A 19,788-nucleotide genomic window follows, 5' to 3' on the forward strand; every position below is an offset into this window, starting at 1 on the left:
AATGACAATTTTCCAGCTGAATAATGTGAAGAAAGCGTTCATGAATGGAGAAGTGGAAGAACAGGTATTAAAAGGGATCAGTTTATCACTTAATGAAGGTGAAATAACGGCGTTAGTAGGAGCGTCAGGATCAGGGAAGAGTACACTTTTGACAATTGCGGCCGGGCTGCAGCGTGCTACACATGGCAGTATCTTTTTTAAAGGAGAAAATGTAACGGAAATGAGTCAGGACCAGATCAGGAAATTGAGAGCCAATCAGTTTGGCTATATCTTTCAGTCCTCCCATCTGGTCCCCTTTCTTACGGTCCAAGAACAGCTTATGCTTATGCTGAGCCTCTCTGAAACAAAGCTTAAGAAACAGGAACAGAGAAACGAAGCAGAACGGTTTCTCAAACTGACAGATTTGTATCATCGAAAGGATGCATATCCGCAATCTTTATCAGGAGGAGAAAAACAGAGAGCAGCAGTAGCGAGAGCTTTGATTCATAAACCAAAAATCATATTTGCAGATGAACCTACGGCAAGTCTTGATTCTAAAAGATCAAACGATATCATGAAGTTAATCAAACAATTAACAAAAACAATGAAGATTGCTGCACTGATGGTTACTCATGACGAAGAAATGCTTGTATATGCAGACAACGTCGTGACAATGCGGGACGGAATGGTTTTTAATTAGATAAGTATTTTTTAAAAGAGCTGCCGATATTAAAGGCAATAGGTTTAATTATGAGGGGAAGAGAACATGAAACGAATTTTAGTAGTGGACGATGACCAGGATATGGTGAAATATATCGTGATTGAGTTAAACCGTGCAGGGTATGACGCAATCCCTGCCTATTCAGGGAAGGAAGCTCTTTCCTTAATAAATAAAACGGCGGTTGACTTAGCTGTAATTGACATTATGATGCCAGGTTTGAATGGATTCGAAGTAACAAAAGAAATGAAGCGGTTCTGCGACGTACCGGTTATCTTATTAACAGCAAGACATCACATAGAAGACAAAGAAAAAGGATTTCAGTCAGGTTCAGATGATTATGTCGTAAAACCATTTGAATTCAAAGAATTATTATATAGAATACAAGCTATTTTAAGAAGATATCAGAAACCCCAGGATGAGATTCTGATCATTGGTTCCATTAAAATTGACCGCAGGAGCTATGAAGTTCAGACGGAAAGCGGGACACTGATGCTTCCGCTTAAAGAATTTGAAGTCCTTCGTCTACTTGCATCACACCCAAATCATGTGTTTACACGCGAACAAATTATTGAAAGCGTGTGGGGGATAGACTACGCAGGAGATGACCAGACCGTCAATGTTCATATTAAAAGAATCCGCAACAGGCTTGCAAGCAAGGCACCTGACATTCGAATTACAACAGTCCGCGGAGTCGGGTATAAGCTGGAGGAGCTGACATGACCCATTCACTTTACCTGAAATTCGTTTGGTTTACTCTCATTACAATGATCATCAGCAGCTTCACATCCTTTTTTGTGATGAATACGTATTATCACCAGTTTTTGAAAAAAGAAAATGACAAGAAAAATGCAGCGATTGCATCTGAGATGTCCGCATACTTAGAGGGTTTAACTTCTGATCAGATGAGTGATGCTTTAAAAATGCTCGGTTCAGCAGGCTATCAGCTTTATATAGAGGATCAAAGCGGAAGCGGTTCTTTTTATGGGGGAGAGTACCGAGATAAAACATTGCCCAAAGAAGTCATTTCATCCGTTCTTGATGGTGAAGTTTATCATGGAATGCGAGACTATCCGAGAGAAACGTTTGTGACTGGATTTTTTGCAAATGAGCTGAAAAATTCAGTCGGTGTGCAGGTGGAAGGGGATGGATCAAAATATGCTCTATTTATTCGGCCGAACATCGGAATGCTGTTTGGAGAGGTTCGGTTATTATTTGGCGGTCTCGCGATCGGCCTTCTGCTCTTAAGCATTTTTGGCATGATGATCGCTGCCAGGAAATTAATCCATCCCATTTCCCACTTGACCAATGTGACGAAAAAAATGGCTGCTGAATCATTTGATGAACCGATTAACATTTCCCGCAGAGATGAGATTGGTCAATTAGCTGAAAGTTTTGATGCGATGCGCCTGCAAATGAAACAGCTGATGACAAAAAGGAAAGAGTTCGTCAATAATGTTTCGCACGATATTCAGTCACCGCTGCATACCATTCAAAGCTACCTTGCATTATTGAAGAAGCCCGATGTGACAAAAGAAGAACAAATTGACTATCAGACCATCATTCAACAAGAAACATCCAGACTGTCTGAATTAACCAAACAGCTGCTGGCATTAACCGTTTTGGATGAATCGCTTGCCCTTCAAGACCAGGAAATGGTTTCAATCAATAAACAATGGCTGGACACGATTAACCGATACAGGTGGAAATTAGAAGAAAAAGAGATGAGTCTCTCACACTCTTTAAAAGCAGAAAAAATAAAAGGAAATGCGTCCTTGCTTTTAACAGTCTGGGAAAATCTTATTAGTAATGCCGTTAAATATAGTGAACAAGGCGGCAGCATCCACATCGAAACAATTAGCCGTGAGGATCAGGTTGCCATCATGATCGGCGACGAGGGGATTGGGATGTCTGAAGATGAGAAGAAACAGGCGTTTGAAAGATTCTATCGTGCAGATAAAGCAAGAACCCGAAAAACAGAAGGGACAGGACTTGGCCTTTCCATTGTTAAAGAGATTATTCAGCTGCATCAAGGCAGAATTACAATTGAAAGTGAACCGTTTAAAGGGACTTCCATCATTATTTCTTTACCTAAAGGGTATTAGTTTCAGCACTGAGATGTGATTAATTGTACAATATAAGTTTTTTGAAGATGAAATAGTTATCTATAAAGACTTCTTTGAGGAATAAAAAACCTTTGAAGAAACAAAAAAATCACTATTATAAGCAGTGAAGTATTAAGATTCTCCATTATTAAACAATCAGGGAGCCTATCTTTAAAAAGATAGGCTCTTTCTTTTTGAAAATAATGATTGAGGTTAAGGATTTGTTTTGAAATAATTGGATGTAAGCTAATGATTTAAATGGGGGGCTCGTGAAATGGAAACAATCAAAGCTCAGACACGCTGGAATTTAAATAACCTATTGTATGGATTCGATCTAGAAAAATTAAGTAAACACATAAATAGTATCAAAGAAAAATTAACAGATTTGGAGACATATTCTGTAGCAAAAATCTTAAAAGAAAACGAATTATTAACTCTTTCAAAAATAATCAAACAGATTGAATCAGTTGAATCGTTTTATTATTGTTTAACAACAGAAAATGTAGAACCCGCCCTCTTAACATCTATTAATGGCAGCATTTCAACCTTAAAATCTCAAGTTCGTTCTATTTTGTCTCATTTGCAAGAAACGCTATTAGAGTTGACTGAAAAAGAATTTGATGAATGGGCTAGCGGTATTAATGAAAAACGGTTAGTAACAGATGTATTTAGAGGCAAAAGAATAAGGAAAGAGGAAGTAAATAAATTAAGTTTTGCCGGAGAAACATTAAGTTGTATGCAAGAAGTATATGAACAAATACGAAATAATTTAGTAGTTAGAATGAATCTTGTTGATGAAGAAATAGAATTGACTTTTAGTGAAGCCAATCATTCAGCAATGTCTCACTCTGATTCATCAAAAAGACTTCTTATATTTAAGGAACTAAACCGTTCTCTGGGCAAACAGGCAAACGAGTTTGCATCTATCTATAATCAAATGGTTGGACTAAGACTTAATGAGAACCGGATAAGAAATGTTCATTACCTTGATGAATCTCTAAAATGGAATGGGATATCCAGCACAACTCTCAATGTCATGTGGGATGCAGTAGATTCCAAATCAAAAGAACTTTCTGAGTTCCTAAAAATAAAAGCCAAAGAAGCAGGGAAAGACAAACTTACATGGCATGAATTGATGAGTACCCCTGAGGATGTGTCTCTTAATTTTACGTTCTCACAAGCTATTGAAGGAATCATTAAGTCTCTTCAAACCATTGACAGCAATATTTCTGAATACATAAAAGAAGGTATTACAAAAGGCTGGGTAGATGCAGAACAACGTAAAACAAAACCATTTGGCGGTTTCTGCGCTCCCTTTCTTGCAGAAGGAGAGTCAAGAATTTCATTAAGCTATGATAATAGCATAGACAGTGCCAGAAGACTTGCACACGAATTAGGTCATGCTTGGCACTTCCAGCAAATGAAAGTAGTTCCATCCCTGCGTTTTTCAGAAGAAACGTTCGAAATGACAATGGCGGAAACTTCTTCTATCTTTTTTGAAACGGCATTTATTAATTATGTCATTGAAGACACACAAGATGAGTCAATCAAAAAAGCAATTCTTGGATGGAAAATTGAACGAAGTCTAAATTATCTAATGTCTATTAGAGGAGCTTTCTTATTTGAAAACGCCTTTTATGAGTGCAGGAAAAATGGACAGTTAGATGTATGGCAGGTGGAAAAGCTTTCGCAGCAAAGTCAGGAAAAAGCATTTGGCAACGGGTTGAGTGAATATGAACCCTACGTGTGGATTAAATATGGACAGTTTTATCAAGCTGATGTTCCTTTTTATAATTATCCGTACTCTTTCGGTTTCTTATTAAGTATTGGTCTTTTGGAAATATCTAAAGGCAATGAAGGCTTCTGCAAAAAGTTCCAAGGATTTTTAAGTGAAACTGGCATGCTGCCGCTCGAGCAGCTAATAAAAAAACATTTTCATTTAGATCTCACACAACCTGAATTTTGGCAAAGATCAATCCTGAGTTTGATAAAAGATATAAACCAATATAAAAATTCAGGTAGTTAATAATTTGCAATTGGATGAAAGTGAATAAGAAAAGAGGGATAAAATGAGTTTGAACCTGCAGAATATACATTCAACAATGGATCAGGAGCATATCCCCGGATTGGCGCTGGCGGTTTTCAAAGAAGGAAAAATAGCCGTAAACAAGGGGTATGGTGTAGTAGAAGCAGGCACTTCAAACATGGTAACTTCAAACACCCTTTTTCATGCCTGTTCGATCAGCAAAATGACCACTGCCATGGGTATCCTGCGTTTAGTTAAGGATGGGATGCTGGATTTAGAAGAAGATGTAAACAACTATTTAACTTCATGGCACATTCCTGAAAATCACTTTACAAAACAAAAAAAGGTGACGCTGAGAAATTTGCTTGCACATCAAGGAGGCTTTATAGATCCAGAAAGCAGCTTTGACATATATCAGGAGCAGGATCCACTTCCAACCATGCTTGATATATTTAAAGGGAAAACCCGGTATCATCCTCAGCCTCTTCAAGTTTCTTACTGTCCTGAAAGTGATTTTTCCTATTCAGATGCAGGTTATTGTGTAATTGAGCAAGTTGTAGAAGATGTGACTGGAGAGTCATTTACCGCTGTAATGGAGAAGCAGGTTATGTCTCCATTGGGACTTAAGGACACATTTTATTGGAATTATTATGATCAAACAAAGAAGCTTCATGTAAATGCAGCAGCTGGACATAGCAAGTATGGACAAACAGTCGGGGGAAAGCGCGCTTATTATCCTTATTTGGCAGGCTCAGGTTTATGGTCAACACCAACTGACTTGGCGAAATTAGCACGCGCGGTTACGGATGCTTGGATCGGGGAAAAGAATTCAATTCTGGAACAAAATTTGGCCCGTTTGATGTTAACGGGTTTTGGAAGTGAGAAGGCTGCCGGCCTGGGTGTATTTCTTCTGAATGATGAAAGAGGACCATATTTTGTCTCGAAAGGATGGGGAGTTGGGTTTCAGTGTATGCTGATTGCTTATCCGAGGATGCAAAGCGGGATAGCGGTCATGATCAATGCTGATCCTGGAAAGCCTCAAAATGAATCATTGGTGGGGCAAGTCATTAACGAAATGAAATCGCTGCACATTTAAAATGGACGTAAATGAATAATCCGCTTATGATTTTATCAAGTGATAGGTTTTAATGGAAAGGGATTTTGCGAATGGCAGAGGATTTAGAACAAAAAAAGAATACTCATCATAAAATTGTCAGGGTGGCACATGACCTCTTTATGGAACATGGGTTCAGAGCGGTTTCGACGAGGAATATTGCGGATGCCTGCGGACTGACACAGCCAACTCTCTATCATCATTTTAAAAACAAGAAGGCTCTTTATTTAGAAGTTCTCCGCTCGGAGCTTTTTGACATGCAGACAGCACTGGAGCGAATTATTAAACGTTGTGATGATTTGGAGGAATGCCTGTATCAAGTGACGTATTATATCCTGATAAATAAACCTGCATCGATCAGTCAAATGTTCAGGGATATTGAAAAAGAACTGGATGCCGGCCATCGCAGCAAAATCAAAACATGGTGGATCGATGCGTATCAGGTTCCAATTGCTTCGATTTTCGAACGGGGTGTAAAGCAAGGTGAGATCCGGAACCCTGATGAATTTGGGTCTTATCCGGCAGCTTCTGCTTATCTGCTCTTAAATTTGATTTCTACGAATGATTCCGAGCAGCAGCATAAAGAAAAAATGGCTAAAGATCAGGCAAAGCTCTACACAAAAGTTATCTTATATGGGTTAGCCTCACCCTCTTTTAAAGAGGCTCGAAATGAACTTTAACAAATGGGATCAAGAGTGTTAAGGTTTATTTTTACGAACAAAAATCTATCAAGTGATAGGGAAAATAAGTGATGTAATATCACTCAACATATATATATTTCAATTATGATAAGGAGCCGGCATATGAATTTTTTAACGAAATTTAGCCTTAAGAACGCTGTTGCAGTATTTATTATTTCGTTTTTATTGATTCTTGGAGGGATCTATTCCTTTTCAAAATTAAAAGTCGATCAGTTTCCTGATATTGAATTTCCGCAAATTTCAATTGAAGCTGTCTATCCCGGTGCATCACCGGATGACGTAAATGAACAAGTTATTTCAAAGCTTGAAGATCAGCTGGATTCTATTGAAGGTGTCACGAAATTGACAAGCTCTGCATATGACAGCATCGGAATTATCAATCTCGAATTTCCCTTTGATACTGACCTTGACAAAGTAGAGCAGCAAGTTAATTCGGTGATAGAAGAAGCAGGAATTCCGGATGAGACAGAAATGAATCTGAACCGTTTATCATTTGGATCTTTTCCGATTTATAATATCTCTCTGTTCAGCAAGGACGGGGAAAGTATTGAAGCTTTATTAAAAGATGATGTGATTCCAGAACTTAATAAAATTCAGGGCATCAATAATGTATCCGTTGCAGGACTGACGGATAATCTCGTTCAAATTACAGTGGATAAAGAGAAAGCTGAGGAAGCAGGTCTTGCCTTAAGCAGCATCAAGGATCAGATTAATGAGAAATATCTTTCCTTCCCAGCAGGAGAATTAACACAAAATGAGGAGCAAATCCCGATTCGGGTGGAAGAAAGCCTCGATTCCGTTGCAAAGCTTGAAGATCTTGTGTTAACACCAGGAGGAGGAGGTGCTCCTGCTGGTCCGGCGCCTGAATCAGGTGCTGAATCCCAGCCTGGCACTGAAGCTCCACCTGCTCAGCCAGCAGAAATTCGCCTGAAAGATGTTGCAGCGGTTGAGGCCATTACAGAAAAAAGTGAACTGGCCCGTTTTAACGAGAAAGATTCCCTTTCTATGGCAATCACAAAAAAACAAGATGCAAATACGGTTGAAGTGGCTGATAAAGTCATGAACGTCCTTAAAAAGTATGACAGCCAAATTGATTATGCGATTGGAATTGATTCAGCAAAGGATATTGAAAAATCGGTTTCAACCCTGGTCAAGGAAGGTCTTTTAGGAGCGTTGTTTGCATCTATAGCTGTGCTCGTATTTTTACGCAATGCCCGTGCGACAATTATAGCGGTTGTTTCCATCCCATTGTCCTTATTAATTGCCGCGATTTTCCTGAATCAGCTTAATATTTCTCTTAACATCATGACACTTGGAGGGATGGCTGTAGCTGTAGGACGTGTCGTTGATGATAGTATCGTTGTAATTGAAAATATATTCAGACGTGTGCGCAAGTCAAATGAAGGAATGTCGGATAACGTTATCCTTGTATCCACAAAGGAAATTTTAAAGGCCATTACATCATCTACCATTACTACAGTAGTCGTGTTCTTGCCGATTGGGTTTGTAGGAGGCGTGACTGGGAAGTTCTTCTTGCCGTTTGCCTTAACGATTATTTTCTCCTTACTGGCATCATTGCTTGTTTCCATTACCATTGTTCCAATTTTAGCTAAATTTTCATTTAAGAAAGTGCCAGCAGAAGAGAAAGAGGGCGCCTTGCAGCGCTGGTATGGCAGCCTGATTGAAAAATCGCTGAATCACAAGCTGATGATCCTGCTGATATCTGTTGTGATGCTTGCCGGTTCCTTTACCGTGGTGCCTTCTCTTGGATTTACTTTTATTCCGAATGAGGAATCCAAAACGCTTACTGCCTCAATTGAACTGCCGTCATCGGCATCTTTGGAAATAACAAATGAAATTTCAATGAAGATTGAAGAAATGTTTGGTGAGCAGCCAGAGATAGCTGAAGTCACAGCTGCAGTGGGTGCAAGAGATTTTGCGACTGGACTGCGCCTTGAAAATAAGGCAAGCTATTTTGTTAACTTAGCAGAAGACGCAAGCGTTGAAAAAACAATTAAAACGCTCGAACAGCAAATGGAAGCTATTTCAGATGAGGAAAAGGCAGATCTGAAAATCAGCGTTCAGGAGCTTTCAACCGGCGGACCGCCGTCCAATAACAATGTTGACGTCGACCTGTTTTCAAATGATTTAAATGCCCTTCAGGAAGCATCTAAACAAGTCGAAGACTACATGAAGAATAATGATGATTTAAAATATGTCACGAACAACTTCAGTGAAAAACAAAAACAATTTCTTGTGAAAATCGATCCTGAAAAATCAAGTGAGTATGGATTATCAGGCTTCCAGATTCTTGGTACAGTCAGCGACCAAACAAAGCCTGTAACGGTTGGGACATTAAATTTAAACGAGAAAGAGCAAGAGGTTCAGCTTAGTTTTGATCAAGAACTTCAATCAAAAGAAGAATTAGAAGACGTACAGATTTTTTCTCAAAAAGGACCTGTTGCTCTATCTGAAATTGGCGCTGTAGAAGAAGTGGATGCTTTCACATCGATCCAAAAACTTGACGGCAAAGTATATGCGCGCGTCTCAGGACAGGTAAAAGGGGATAATGTTCAAACAGTATCTGCGGATGTTAAAGCAGGAGTGGAAAAACTGAATCTGCCGGATGGCGTTTCCCTGACGAGCGGAGGGGGAAATGACGATACGGTGGAAATCTTCCAGTCGCTTGGAATCGCCATTGTCGTTGCAATTGGTCTTGTCTATTTAACGATGCTTGTGACATTTGGCCAGGCGCGGATTCCATTTATCATTTTATCATCGCTCATATTTGTTCCAGTTGGCTCACTGCTTTCGCTTTTCTTGATAAAAGAACCTTTATCCGTCAGTGTCATGATTGGATTCCTCATGCTGATTGGAATTGTGACAACAAATGCGATTGTCCTTGTAGACAGAATTGGTCAAAATCGCGGCCGAGGATATACAATCCGACAATCGCTGATCGAAGCAGGAAAAACGAGGCTGCGACCGATCCTCATGACAGCATTTGCAACAATCGCAGCGCTCATACCGCTTGCCTTAACAACTTCATCAGGAACATTGATTTCAAAGGGATTAGCCGTTACCGTTATTGGGGGTCTGACTTCCTCCACATTGCTGACTTTGATTGTCGTTCCTGTGGTATATGAGCTGTTTTTTTACAGGGTATCTAAAAAAGAAAAGATGAGCAGAGAAGTCTAATAATCTAAATCTGATTGGAACCAATTCTTTTTGAATTGGTTCTTTTATAAAAGTAGAATGGAGGAGTTTAAGCTGTCATACGAAGTCGAAATTGCACAATTAAAAACGGTAGAAGAGAGTATAAACCAGCTCTCTGATCTTTTAATGAAGACAGTTGCGGCAGGTGCATCAATAGGGTTTCTTCCGCCTATGAACCTTTCTCAGGCAAAAGAATATTGGGAAAGGGTATTAGAACCCAGTGTCATTTTACTAATCGCAAAAGTGAATCAAGAAATTGCTGGCAGTGTGCAGCTGCATTTATGCACAAAGCAAAATGGACGCCATCGGGCAGAAATTGCAAAGCTCATCACTCATCCGGACTTTCGAAGAAAAGGAATCGCCCGATTATTAATGCAAAAAGCTGAAGAGCGTGCTAAACAGGAAAAGAGATCTTTGTTAGTTCTCGATACAAGAGAAGGCGATGTGTCCAATCAGCTTTACCTCTCACTTGGTTATATAGAATGCGGGAGAATCCCATACTTTGCAGAATCAGCAGAAGGAAAACTGGATACGACTGTTGTTTACTATAAAACATTTTCATGAAAGAGAAAATCTTTATTTTTGCATGTGCTGGCATTATATTGAGCTTTGTTTCATGATCCCATGGCAGGAGTAAGCTTCAGAAGATTGCGGTGAGCTTTATAGGGATTTCTAGGACTGGAATAAATTTGATGGCAGCAGTACAAAATATTCTTGTCATAAGGAGGTGCAAACATGCCAAACTTAAATGATAACAAATTCAAAAAAATTCAATCCGAAAGTCAAAAACAGGGTAAAACGCAAGAGGAATATGCGGCTGAATTAGACAGAAACCGTGCGAAAAGCGGACAGAAGAAGAACGACTGACAATCTAAAGAAGGATAGTATTCGAGAGGCTGCGCGTGCAGTCTCTTTTATATTTTTGGTCCTTTAATCAAAAAGAATTTAAGCGTTCTTATTATAGTGGAATACATAAATTATTTATTTAAAAATAATTAGTTGTTTCTGTCGATAATTGACGAAAAAAATAGCCTGTTTTGATGCCGGATTTTGTAAAAAAATGATTACAAAATGACCTTAAATTCATTATAATTTAGGAGTTTGGTAGATTATATAATTTAGGGGGATCTTATGAAAAAGTCACTTGCATTATCAGCATTATTAGTACTCAGCCTTCCATTTGGACAAGCTAGTGCTGCATCAGCTCCAGAAACAACTCGTATTTATGGATTGGATCGATATGAAACATCAGCTGACATTTCTTATATGGGATGGGAGTCGTCAGAGGTAGCAGTAATTGCAACCGGAAGTGCTTTTCCTGATGCTTTAAGTGCAACACCGCTTGCTTATAAATATGAAGCGCCTTTACTGTTAACAGAAAAGGATTCTTTACCAGAAAGTGTGAGAGAAGAATTGATGGGCTTAGGCGTAAGTAAAGTATTCCTAATTGGCGGAGCTTCTGTTATTTCAGCTAATGTTGAAAAAGAGCTTAAAGCTATGGGTATACAAACCGTTACGCGAATCAGCGGCATTGATCGTTATGAAACATCTGTAAAAATTGCTCAAGAAGTTGGTATAACAGATGGCTTGGTAGTTGCTTCAGGGGAAAACTTTGCAGATGCTCTTTCAGTCGCGCCTCTATCAGCTCAAGCACAGTGGCCGATTCTTCTGACTAAGAAAACAGAACTTCCTAAATCTGTCGGTTCTTTTGTTGATTCCTCAAATGCAGAGGGAGCAATTGTAGTAGGAGGAACTGGAGCAGTTTCAGACAAAGTCTTACATTCACTTCCTGACCCACTTCGATTAAGCGGAGCGGATCGATATGAAACAAACAGGGAAATTATTGACTTCGGCTATGACATTGAATTATTTGCGATGGATGCACCATTCATCGCTACAGGCAAAAACTTCCCAGATGCACTTTCAGCATCAGCATTGGCTGCAGTATGGGGAAATGGAATTGTTTTAACAGATCCATCTAATCCAGCATCAGCAACAAAGTCAACCATCCAGGATTATGCTGATTTAGCAGAAGAATACTTCATCGTCGGCGGAGAAAAAGCTCTTCCTGACAGCACAATCGAAAAATTGTTCAAATAATACAATGAAATTTTAAAGTCCTGCTCTAAATTAGAGATAGGGCTTTTTTCTGCACACTGCTGAAAAAATAAGCTATAAAGACGGGATATTCTATTCATTCTATGAAACTTTTCCTGTTTTCCCTTCGTAATTAAAGGAAGAAAACTGGCGCTCTTATAAAGGAGAAGGAAATGCATAAGAAGAATATTTTAATAAAGAAAGCAAGGCAGATTTGTGTGATTCCAAATGAATATAAGCTTGAGATAGAAGATTATTATGAGGATGGAGCCAGGGCAGTTTTTGCTTGGAAGCATCCCGATGATGAAGAAATTGGGATCTGGATTGAGCTGGATGGAAACGGGCAGCTGATTGATTTTACAAAAGACAAATCTACTGAAGAAATGCATCACGCTATCTTAAGTCAAGAGGACTTGATAAAGATAGCTTTACAATTTACTGAACTTCATTATCCTGGTGTCATTAGTAAGTTTAAGGAAGAGCGTGTGCAAAAAACAGAGGAAAAGCTTAGAGTTTCGTATATCCATATGGAATTGAATTTGCCTTTGCCATTTACCGGTTTTTACATAGATGTTAATGAACACGGTGAAATTATGCAATTCCATTATGATGGGGCAGCTGAACACATTGTTATTCCGGAATGCCTGCAGCCTGAAGAAAAAGTCAGAGATGAATTCCTGAAAGACATAAAAATGAATCTGATGATAGTCAGCCTAAATGAGGAACTCTATGAAAATGGAGATAACCTTCCTCAATTAGTGTATGAGCCGGAATTTTGTTTTTATGAGATGCCGGCAGATGGAGGTCTAAAGGGTTTAAGGGGCCAACACGAACATATAGAACCAGAACCAGAACCAGAACCAGCTTATAAAAATTTGTCTAAGTTAGAATTCTTGGGCTCCCCGGAAGCTTTAACAAATTTAGATGCCGGCTTTACAAAAATTCGTGAACAGGATTTAGGGGATGCGATCGGTCTTGTTTATAGAAAAGGTGGGGACGAACCAGCTGCGGCAGATGATAGCCTCATGACTTTTTTTAACAAACGAAATGAAAATACGATAAAAATAAAACGTGATAAAGAAACAGGCAAATTATTAGGATTCTTTTCTTTTTACGAAACTTCTGGAAATCAATTACTGAGCATAAAAGAATGTGAAAGAACAGCAGTTCAGTTTTTGAATGCCATTTATTCAAATGCTCATCTTTATTTCATGATGGATCAGGAAATAGAAAGTGATGAGGAAAGAGCTTTTTTTCAATTTGATCTTATTCACCATGGTATACATGTTAGATACGGGATGGCCAGAATCAATGTGAACCGAACAACTGGAAAGATCACACACTCATCTCCTGTCAGTAAATCCGATTCCTGGTATATCAAAGGAGAACGCCATTGAACTATTTTCATCAGTCTTCCAAGTTGAACAGCAATGGACCAAAGAATATAAGGATGATTCAGGAAGCTATTATCAGCTGGTTTATAAGCCTGTCTATCCAATGTTTAAAGGGAATCTATCTTTTATTGATGCAAAGGATGGAGGATTTGTAGTAGAAAAAGGATTTTAAAGGCATTAAAAAGAGGCATCAGTTTTTAAGTAATACCTCAAAATTGTTCTATATTTTTCCAGTCGCTTGTTAGCGGCTGGCAGCAATTGAATGTAGGGGCATTGGTTTTAAGATGACTTTAATAGATTTCGGCATTTCAAAATCTTCTTGTGCTTTTTTTAGATGCCTGTACATCGCTTTGCTTCCGACTGCATTTGCGGAATGAATCGTGATGCGGTTAGCATAAAGGTGATTTTTAACCATGTATTCGACGAGCATAAGTCCATTTCTTGTTTTGCTCACAAGATCATGGTCCAATGAAAGATGGTCAACACAGTTGTTTCGCAAAAGGCTAATGCATTGATCTATTGTTTCTGCCAAGACATATCCACTTGGGCAAGTTCGGTAATCATCTAAGAAGACACTGATTTGCATGATGATTTCCTCCGATCAAGTTTGACCTGACTTAATTGTAACATACTTTCAATGTAATCACAGGGGACCCAGTATTGTCTGAATAGATGACTAAGTTTATAAAAGCTTTCAGAATAGGCTATCCAATGCCAATTGTTGTAAAAAACTCACGCAATAGAAAATATTTTATTAAGGTTTCCGCTGCAGGAAACGGCTATTCCTTTCATGAAATGGAACATCACCAGCTATATACTGGGAATCTGGAACCTGCATGAAACTAACGGCTGCTTTTTCAAGGTATGATTGTTAAACCAGATTATGAATCGAGGAGAAAAATCGATTTAGTTTTTGTTTAGGAGGGCATTGAATTGAGAGTGAATCAAAAAGAATTTTACAGTAATAATTTTCAATATTCTATAAGGTCTGCAACAGTTGAAGATGCTGAAAATTTGTCTGCTGTAAGATTGCAGATAGACGGTGAAACAGAACATTTAGATAGAGAAAAAGGCGAGGCTTACATAGATGAATCAGGATTTAAGCAAATCATTATCGATGATGCAGAAAGCAGCAGAAACTTATTTTTAGTTGCTTGCGCAGATCATCGAATTGTCGGTTTTTCTAGATGTGAAGGGAATAAATTAAAACGATTTTCCCACAAAGCAGAATTTGGAGTATGCGTATTAAAAGAATACTGGGGATATGGGATTGGAAAAAACCTTTTAATAGAATCAATTCATTGGGCAGATTCAAATGAAATAAGGAAAATGACATTAAATGTTCTTGAAACCAATAAAAAAGCAATAAAGATATACGAAGCTTATGGTTTTGAAGTAGAAGGCATCTTAAAAAAAGATAAATTGTTATCTGATGGAAATTACTATAATACGATTTTAATGGGGAGACTTAATATCTGAAAAAATTTAGTGAAATTACCAGTAAGCTATGATTATCCAAAATCCTGAAATAGCTGGTTTGGGAATCAACGGCATGCTATGACTTTCCAAATGCATTTTGGTGCTCAGAGAACAAAATTTGCTCTGAGCTTTTTTTGCGTTCCAGTTGAGATTTACTGCTGATTAGAGAAACCATTTTATTCTAAATATATTGAATTTATCATTCTATATATTTAGAATAAAGAAAGGAGTTGATAAAAATGAACCTATTAAATACATCCTTTGAGAGAAAATCATATGAAGTTGAATTGCGGCAATCGATCTTATTTGAATGCGTGCTTGGCATCGCCATGATTACGTATCCAAAGCTGCATGACCAGCTGGAAAAGTCTAAGCAGGAGTTGGATTCCATTCGAATGAATCTATCTGAACCTCTTAGCGCGGAGCTGCAATATTGTCAGGAACACAATACGTGGAAAATGCTGCTTCAGCTTTTGCATGAGCAGAATTTCGATTCTTTAAAAGAGTTTCATGGATTTATCACGAATCTCTCTGATCAGCAGCTGAAATATTTGATCCTTCCATACTTGGATCAAACCCAAGAAGAAAACCGTTTCAAGGCTTCCCATGGAGATGGAGATTCTGAAAATGAGATGATTCTTGCCTGTAAAGGGCACGCCTTTTTTCCACAAATGATTCATTTTATCGGCAGCTGTGACTTAAAAGAACTTAGAAATCATTTTATAGAGGTTACAAAGGGCTGGTACAGAGAATTTTTACAAAAACAAGAATCAAAAATCTCCGGCATTCTTGAACGTGATCAAAAGGAAAAAGAAAATTGGATTAATATTCAGAGTCCAAAAGGGATTGTTCTTCATGCGACAGGGGTGGATTACAAGCCTGAGGCGGGCATTATAACAGTATTGCTGATACCGCAGTACATTTATCGACCTTGGACGATACAGGCTAATTTAGAAGATACTAAGGTTTTCTATTATCCGGTCAGTGATGAGAGTTTGAATGAAACATCAGATCCTTACGAGCCTCCTGCACAGCTTGTAAAGCGGCTTAAAGCGATTGGCGATGAAAAACGCCTGAGGATCATGAAGCTCCTATCCGAAAAAGAGAGAACGCTTAAGGAGCTAACAGCTATACTTGGAATGGGTAAAACTACCGTTCATCACCATTTATCCCTATTGCGGACAGCGGGTATGGTGAAAGTAACCGGTGCTTATTATTCAATACCAGAAAATGCTTTTCAAGGTATTGAAACTCAAATTGACACTTTTTTTGAACGGAGCTGAAGGGATGAAGGATGTTTCGGTCCTCTTTTATAATCAGCTGCTTTCAACATTCGCAAGCACATTCGGAACCTTTTGCATTTCATGGATTGTCTTCGCGGAAACAGGCTCGAAGTTTGCGATGGGAGGACTTTGGCTGGTGAGTATTGCCGGCCAGCTGCTGGTTCAATTTTTAGCAGGTCCCTACATCGATCGTTATCAAAGAACAACTATGATGAAGGCTTCAGAATCAATAAGATTCTCAGCATTTTTTCTTTTATGGCTGATGCTGTTAACAGATCATACTGAGATAGGTTTTCTTTATTTAACTGCATTTTTAACTTCCATCACAGTTTATGACCCGGCTGCTGCAGCACTCGTGCCTAAGCTCGTTAAAAAGGATGAATTCGTTAAGGTGAATGCGAAACTCTCAGGCGGGGTTCAGCTGATGAGATTTATTGCTCTTCCCGCTTCAGGTTTGATCTTAACTGCTGTTCATACTCTGGAGGCACTATTCTTTATTTCAATGATGTTTTTTATTTCTTATCTCATGATTATGAAAATAAAAGAGCCATCAATTGCAAGAGTGAAACAGAATTCATGGCTTATTCAATTTAAAGAAGGAATACATATTTACCGCAAGCATCTAATTCTCCTTGTGTTAGGATGTTTTATCACTGTTACCAGTTTTGGAGTGTTTGCCACGCAGACGATGTATATTCCTTACATAGTAGAAACAATCGGCGGCTCAACGCTTGAATATGGATTTTTCGCTGCTGCATTCCCATTAGGCTACATTTTGGGGAGCTTTGCCGCTGCAAAAATAAGTGAGCCAAAACATTCATTATATCTAGTCATGACATCGGCCGTTTTTCTTGGCGGGTGCACATATTTGGCATTGGGTGTCACCAGCGTTTTATGGATTGCTATTTTAATAGAAGTCATTGCCGGGACCGTTATGCCTTTTTGGAACATATACAGCACCACGCTTTATCAGCGGCTGGTTCCGGATTCAATTCTGGGACAAGTCCTGTCTATCAGGTTTTTGTTAACAAAAGCGGCAGCTCCGCTGGGGATCATGTACGGTACTTTTTGTGCTTCGCAATTTGGGATTCCTGCTTTGTTTTTATCTATAGGGCTGCTGATATGCACGGTATCAGGCGGGGGACTTTTGATCCTTACATTTTTGAAGAAACGAAACATGGTTCAAAGGAGTCCTTAAGCAGGAAACAGGTTCCATGTAAAAAAAGAAGCCGTTTTCTTTATCTTTATTGTAAATTTTCCGTAAATGACGGACATCCATACTTTACATTAGCTGCAAACTTCCTTAATGAAAATCCAATAGACTGGTAATTGAGAGTAAAAAATACCATTCTATCAGGAGGTTGTTCCGTTGTTTAATAGAAAACTAGGTAAAAAAGTAATTCCTGTAGCAGTTCTTTCTGCAGTCGTGGCTGGCAGCTTAATTGGAAATTTCCCTGAAGCGAAAACGAATCATGCTGAAGCAGCTTCAAAAAAACCGGGCGAAATTAAAAATGTTATTTTTCTGATCGGTGATGGAATGGGTGTATCTTATACGTCTGCTTACCGCTATTTACAGGATGATCCTAAAACTCCGGTGGCTGAACGTACGGAATTTGATAAGTATCTAGTAGGCAATCAAATGACATATCCGGAAGATCCAGCTGAAAATGTAACGGATTCAGCATCAGCAGCAACGGCGATGTCAACAGGCTACAAAACGTTCAATGCAGCAATTGCAGTAGACAACGATGGAACGGAACTTAAAACAGTTTTAGAATCTGCTAAAGAAAAAGGGAAAGCAACAGGCCTTGTTGCAACCTCTGAAATCACACATGCCACTCCGGCATCGTTTGGGGCACATGATATGAGCCGCAAAAACATGAACTCATTAGCGGATGATTATTATGATGAGATGATTAACGGCAAGCACAAAGTAGATGTCATGCTTGGCGGCGGCTCAAGCAACTTCATCCGCGGTGACCGCAATCTTACAGAAGAATTTAAAAAAGACGGATACAGCTATGTGACTAATAAAGAAGATTTATTGAAGGATAAAAATGAGCAGGTACTAGGATTGTTTGCAGAAGGCGGTATGCCGAAAATGATCGACCGCAACAATGAAACACCTTCACTGCAAGACATGACAAACTCTGCATTGACAAGATTAAGCAAGGACAAAGACGGATTCTTCCTTATGGTTGAAGGAAGCCAGGTAGACTGGGCAGGTCATGACAATGATATCGTTGCGGCCATGAGTGAAATGCAGGACTTCGAAAAAGCATACAAAGCAGCAATCGAGTTTGCCAAAAAGGACAAGCATACACTAGTAGTAGCTACAGCTGATCATTCAACAGGCGGATATTCAATCGGAGCTGACGGTGTTTACAACTGGTTCGGCGAGCCGATTAAAGCAGCTAAGCGCACACCTGATTTCATGGCTAATGAAATTGTCACTAAAGGTGCAGATGCAGAAAAAACATTAAAGCAAAACATTGATTTAGAGCTTACGGCAGAAGAAATTAATTCTGTTAAGAAGGCTGTTGAAGAAGGAAAAGCAGATAAAGATAAAGGAATTTTACGAGTGGACAATGCCATCGAAGCTATTTTTAACAAACGTACAAACACAGGCTGGACTACCGGCGGGCACACAGGTGAAGATGTTCCTGTATTTGCATACGGACCAGGATCAGAATTGTTTGCAGGCCAAAAAGACAACACAGACCATGCAGAAATTATCTTTGACATTTTAGAGAAAAACAAAAAGAAATAAGATTTTCTTTCAGGGACAGGCAGATCTGACAAAGAAGTATTTGTCAGATCTGTTGCTTCCCATTCATTCACTCCAGGAGAAAGGGGATTACCAATGAAACAACTATGGATGCTCCTATCATTAACCTTTATTCTTTCCGCGTGCTCAGCTCAAGCTTCTTCAACACCTGAGGATGCAGCCAAAGAGGAGAAAGAAAAGGTTTCTGAAACCGCTAAAGATAAACAAACCTCAAATGATGTCTACGTTCCAAATCCTCAAATTACGGATGACCGCAAGCTGCTTGAAGTTGGTCAGTCTCATAAAGACGACAAAGGAGCAGCAAAACTGAAGGCAATTAAGAATGTCAACAAAACGTACAAAGTCGGAGATGTCGAAATGATTGTCCGCGATGTTAAAATCCTTGAGCATACACCGGATTACAGCATGATCGATTTCTTTCACACGTTTACACATGAAGAAACGTTTGACATTGTAAAGGCGAATATTGAAATCAAGAATACTTCGGATCAGCCCGTTTATTTTTCTCCAATCGCTGTTCTTGAAACAAATACTGGCGAGCACAAAGACTGGGAATCTGATATTTATCTCGAAGAGTTAAATGGCGAGCTTGCCGCAAACAGCACTAAGAAGGGGAATGTCGGTTTCATCCTGGATCATTCAGTCAAAGAGGTCAAAAGTATTAAGATTTTGACGAGTGATCTTCTGAACGATAAACAAAAGGTAGCAGCTGAAGCACAGGAATTGAACATTGAATTTAAATAATCCCTAAAGGGGCTGACCATAAAGTCATTTATTACTGACTTTATGGTCAGCCCCTTCTTTTGAAACCTTGCCCAATCAAAGTGGCAGCACTAAGGAGGCTGTCGCCACTTTTTAAGCTTTTAACCGTTAAAAGTGCTAGCACTA

At 39.0% G+C, this 19,788-nt stretch carries 17 protein-coding genes; 16 read left to right on the forward strand and 1 reads right to left on the reverse strand.

The features are described from left to right. The first annotated feature begins 1 nt into the window (after window position 1). The 11 genes from E2R53_RS04415 (at window position 2) to E2R53_RS04460 (ending at window position 13,353) form a co-directional block, all read left to right on the forward strand. Window positions 2-679 carry an ABC transporter ATP-binding protein gene (locus E2R53_RS04415; protein ID WP_133310575.1) on the forward strand — a complete coding sequence of 226 codons (678 nt, stop codon included), beginning with the start codon at window positions 2-4 and terminating at the stop codon, window positions 677-679. A 66-nt stretch (window positions 680-745) separates the two neighbouring features. Further along, on the forward strand, window positions 746-1,420 hold the full coding sequence (locus tag E2R53_RS04420; RefSeq protein ID WP_133310576.1) for a response regulator transcription factor: 675 nt from the start codon (window positions 746-748) through the stop codon (window positions 1,418-1,420). Further along, on the forward strand, window positions 1,417-2,802 hold the full coding sequence (locus tag E2R53_RS04425; RefSeq protein ID WP_133310577.1) for a HAMP domain-containing sensor histidine kinase: 1,386 nt from the start codon (window positions 1,417-1,419) through the stop codon (window positions 2,800-2,802). The genes E2R53_RS04420 and E2R53_RS04425 overlap by 4 nt, the downstream gene beginning before the upstream one ends. Before the next feature lie 274 nt (window positions 2,803-3,076). Beyond that, window positions 3,077-4,828, forward strand: a complete 1,752-nt coding sequence (locus E2R53_RS04430; protein WP_133310578.1) for a M3 family metallopeptidase — start codon at window positions 3,077-3,079, stop codon at window positions 4,826-4,828. A 43-nt stretch (window positions 4,829-4,871) separates the two neighbouring features. Beyond that, a complete protein-coding gene (locus tag E2R53_RS04435) occupies window positions 4,872-5,924 on the forward strand; it encodes a serine hydrolase domain-containing protein (protein ID WP_133310579.1) in 1,053 nt (350 codons plus the stop codon). Between the two features lie 71 nt (window positions 5,925-5,995). Next, window positions 5,996-6,622, forward strand: coding sequence for a TetR/AcrR family transcriptional regulator (locus E2R53_RS04440; RefSeq protein ID WP_133310580.1), 627 nt, complete (start codon window positions 5,996-5,998; stop codon window positions 6,620-6,622). A 123-nt stretch (window positions 6,623-6,745) separates the two neighbouring features. Continuing rightward, complete coding sequence (locus E2R53_RS04445) at window positions 6,746-9,841, forward strand: efflux RND transporter permease subunit (RefSeq protein ID WP_133310581.1); 3,096 nt, start codon at window positions 6,746-6,748, stop codon at window positions 9,839-9,841. 57 nt (window positions 9,842-9,898) lie between these two features. Beyond that, a complete protein-coding gene (locus E2R53_RS04450) occupies window positions 9,899-10,423 on the forward strand; it encodes a GNAT family N-acetyltransferase (RefSeq protein WP_133311148.1) in 525 nt (174 codons plus the stop codon). Between the two features lie 171 nt (window positions 10,424-10,594). Further along, window positions 10,595-10,726, forward strand: coding sequence for a hypothetical protein (locus E2R53_RS23495; RefSeq protein ID WP_286166064.1), 132 nt, complete (start codon window positions 10,595-10,597; stop codon window positions 10,724-10,726). Between the two features lie 264 nt (window positions 10,727-10,990). Next, window positions 10,991-11,959, forward strand: coding sequence for a cell wall-binding repeat-containing protein (locus E2R53_RS04455; protein WP_133310582.1), 969 nt, complete (start codon window positions 10,991-10,993; stop codon window positions 11,957-11,959). A gap of 170 nt (window positions 11,960-12,129) precedes the next feature. After that, window positions 12,130-13,353, forward strand: a complete 1,224-nt coding sequence (locus E2R53_RS04460; protein ID WP_133310583.1) for a YcdB/YcdC domain-containing protein — start codon at window positions 12,130-12,132, stop codon at window positions 13,351-13,353. 238 nt (window positions 13,354-13,591) lie between these two features. Here the strand turns inward: E2R53_RS04460 and E2R53_RS04465 are convergent, their stop codons facing one another. Then, window positions 13,592-13,936, reverse strand: a complete 345-nt coding sequence (locus E2R53_RS04465) for a cyclic-phosphate processing receiver domain-containing protein (protein ID WP_206197351.1) — start codon at window positions 13,934-13,936, stop codon at window positions 13,592-13,594. A 347-nt stretch (window positions 13,937-14,283) separates the two neighbouring features. Between E2R53_RS04465 and E2R53_RS04470 the strand changes: the two genes are divergently transcribed. The 5 genes from E2R53_RS04470 (at window position 14,284) to E2R53_RS04490 (ending at window position 19,644) form a co-directional block, all read left to right on the forward strand. Continuing rightward, complete coding sequence (locus tag E2R53_RS04470; protein WP_133310585.1) at window positions 14,284-14,829, forward strand: GNAT family N-acetyltransferase; 546 nt, start codon at window positions 14,284-14,286, stop codon at window positions 14,827-14,829. 239 nt (window positions 14,830-15,068) lie between these two features. After that, complete coding sequence (locus tag E2R53_RS04475) at window positions 15,069-16,112, forward strand: ArsR/SmtB family transcription factor (protein ID WP_133310586.1); 1,044 nt, start codon at window positions 15,069-15,071, stop codon at window positions 16,110-16,112. Window positions 16,113-16,116: 4 nt separating this feature from the next. Beyond that, window positions 16,117-17,310 (forward strand): MFS transporter, encoded by a 1,194-nt coding sequence (locus E2R53_RS04480; protein ID WP_165970889.1) that lies wholly within the window; start codon window positions 16,117-16,119, stop codon window positions 17,308-17,310. A gap of 171 nt (window positions 17,311-17,481) precedes the next feature. After that, on the forward strand, window positions 17,482-18,882 hold the full coding sequence (locus tag E2R53_RS04485) for an alkaline phosphatase (RefSeq protein ID WP_133310588.1): 1,401 nt from the start codon (window positions 17,482-17,484) through the stop codon (window positions 18,880-18,882). 93 nt (window positions 18,883-18,975) lie between these two features. After that, window positions 18,976-19,644 (forward strand): DUF4352 domain-containing protein, encoded by a 669-nt coding sequence (locus E2R53_RS04490; RefSeq protein WP_133310589.1) that lies wholly within the window; start codon window positions 18,976-18,978, stop codon window positions 19,642-19,644. Window positions 19,645-19,788 lie beyond the last annotated feature (144 nt).

Origin of the sequence: Peribacillus frigoritolerans (assembly GCF_004358755.1) — a bacterium.
Lineage (GTDB): Bacteria > Bacillota > Bacilli > Bacillales > Bacillaceae > Bacillus_P.

Excerpts from the sequence above, each read along its gene's own strand:
- E2R53_RS04415 (WP_133310575.1), top strand. The coding sequence starts at position 2 with ATGACAATTTTCCAGCTGAATAATGTGAAGAAAGCGTTCATGAATGGA.
- E2R53_RS04420 (WP_133310576.1), top strand. The coding sequence starts at position 746 with ATGAAACGAATTTTAGTAGTGGACGATGACCAGGATATGGTGAAATAT.
- E2R53_RS04425 (WP_133310577.1), top strand. The coding sequence starts at position 1,417 with ATGACCCATTCACTTTACCTGAAATTCGTTTGGTTTACTCTCATTACA.
- E2R53_RS04430 (WP_133310578.1), top strand. The coding sequence starts at position 3,077 with ATGGAAACAATCAAAGCTCAGACACGCTGGAATTTAAATAACCTATTG.
- E2R53_RS04435 (WP_133310579.1), top strand. The coding sequence starts at position 4,872 with ATGAGTTTGAACCTGCAGAATATACATTCAACAATGGATCAGGAGCAT.
- E2R53_RS04440 (WP_133310580.1), top strand. The coding sequence starts at position 5,996 with ATGGCAGAGGATTTAGAACAAAAAAAGAATACTCATCATAAAATTGTC.
- E2R53_RS04445 (WP_133310581.1), top strand. The coding sequence starts at position 6,746 with ATGAATTTTTTAACGAAATTTAGCCTTAAGAACGCTGTTGCAGTATTT.
- E2R53_RS04450 (WP_133311148.1), top strand. The coding sequence starts at position 9,899 with ATGGAGGAGTTTAAGCTGTCATACGAAGTCGAAATTGCACAATTAAAA.
- E2R53_RS23495 (WP_286166064.1), top strand. The coding sequence starts at position 10,595 with ATGCCAAACTTAAATGATAACAAATTCAAAAAAATTCAATCCGAAAGT.
- E2R53_RS04455 (WP_133310582.1), top strand. The coding sequence starts at position 10,991 with ATGAAAAAGTCACTTGCATTATCAGCATTATTAGTACTCAGCCTTCCA.
- E2R53_RS04460 (WP_133310583.1), top strand. The coding sequence starts at position 12,130 with ATGCATAAGAAGAATATTTTAATAAAGAAAGCAAGGCAGATTTGTGTG.
- E2R53_RS04465 (WP_206197351.1), bottom strand. The coding sequence starts at position 13,936 with ATGCAAATCAGTGTCTTCTTAGATGATTACCGAACTTGCCCAAGTGGA.
- E2R53_RS04475 (WP_133310586.1), top strand. The coding sequence starts at position 15,069 with ATGAACCTATTAAATACATCCTTTGAGAGAAAATCATATGAAGTTGAA.
- E2R53_RS04480 (WP_165970889.1), top strand. The coding sequence starts at position 16,117 with ATGAAGGATGTTTCGGTCCTCTTTTATAATCAGCTGCTTTCAACATTC.
- E2R53_RS04490 (WP_133310589.1), top strand. The coding sequence starts at position 18,976 with ATGAAACAACTATGGATGCTCCTATCATTAACCTTTATTCTTTCCGCG.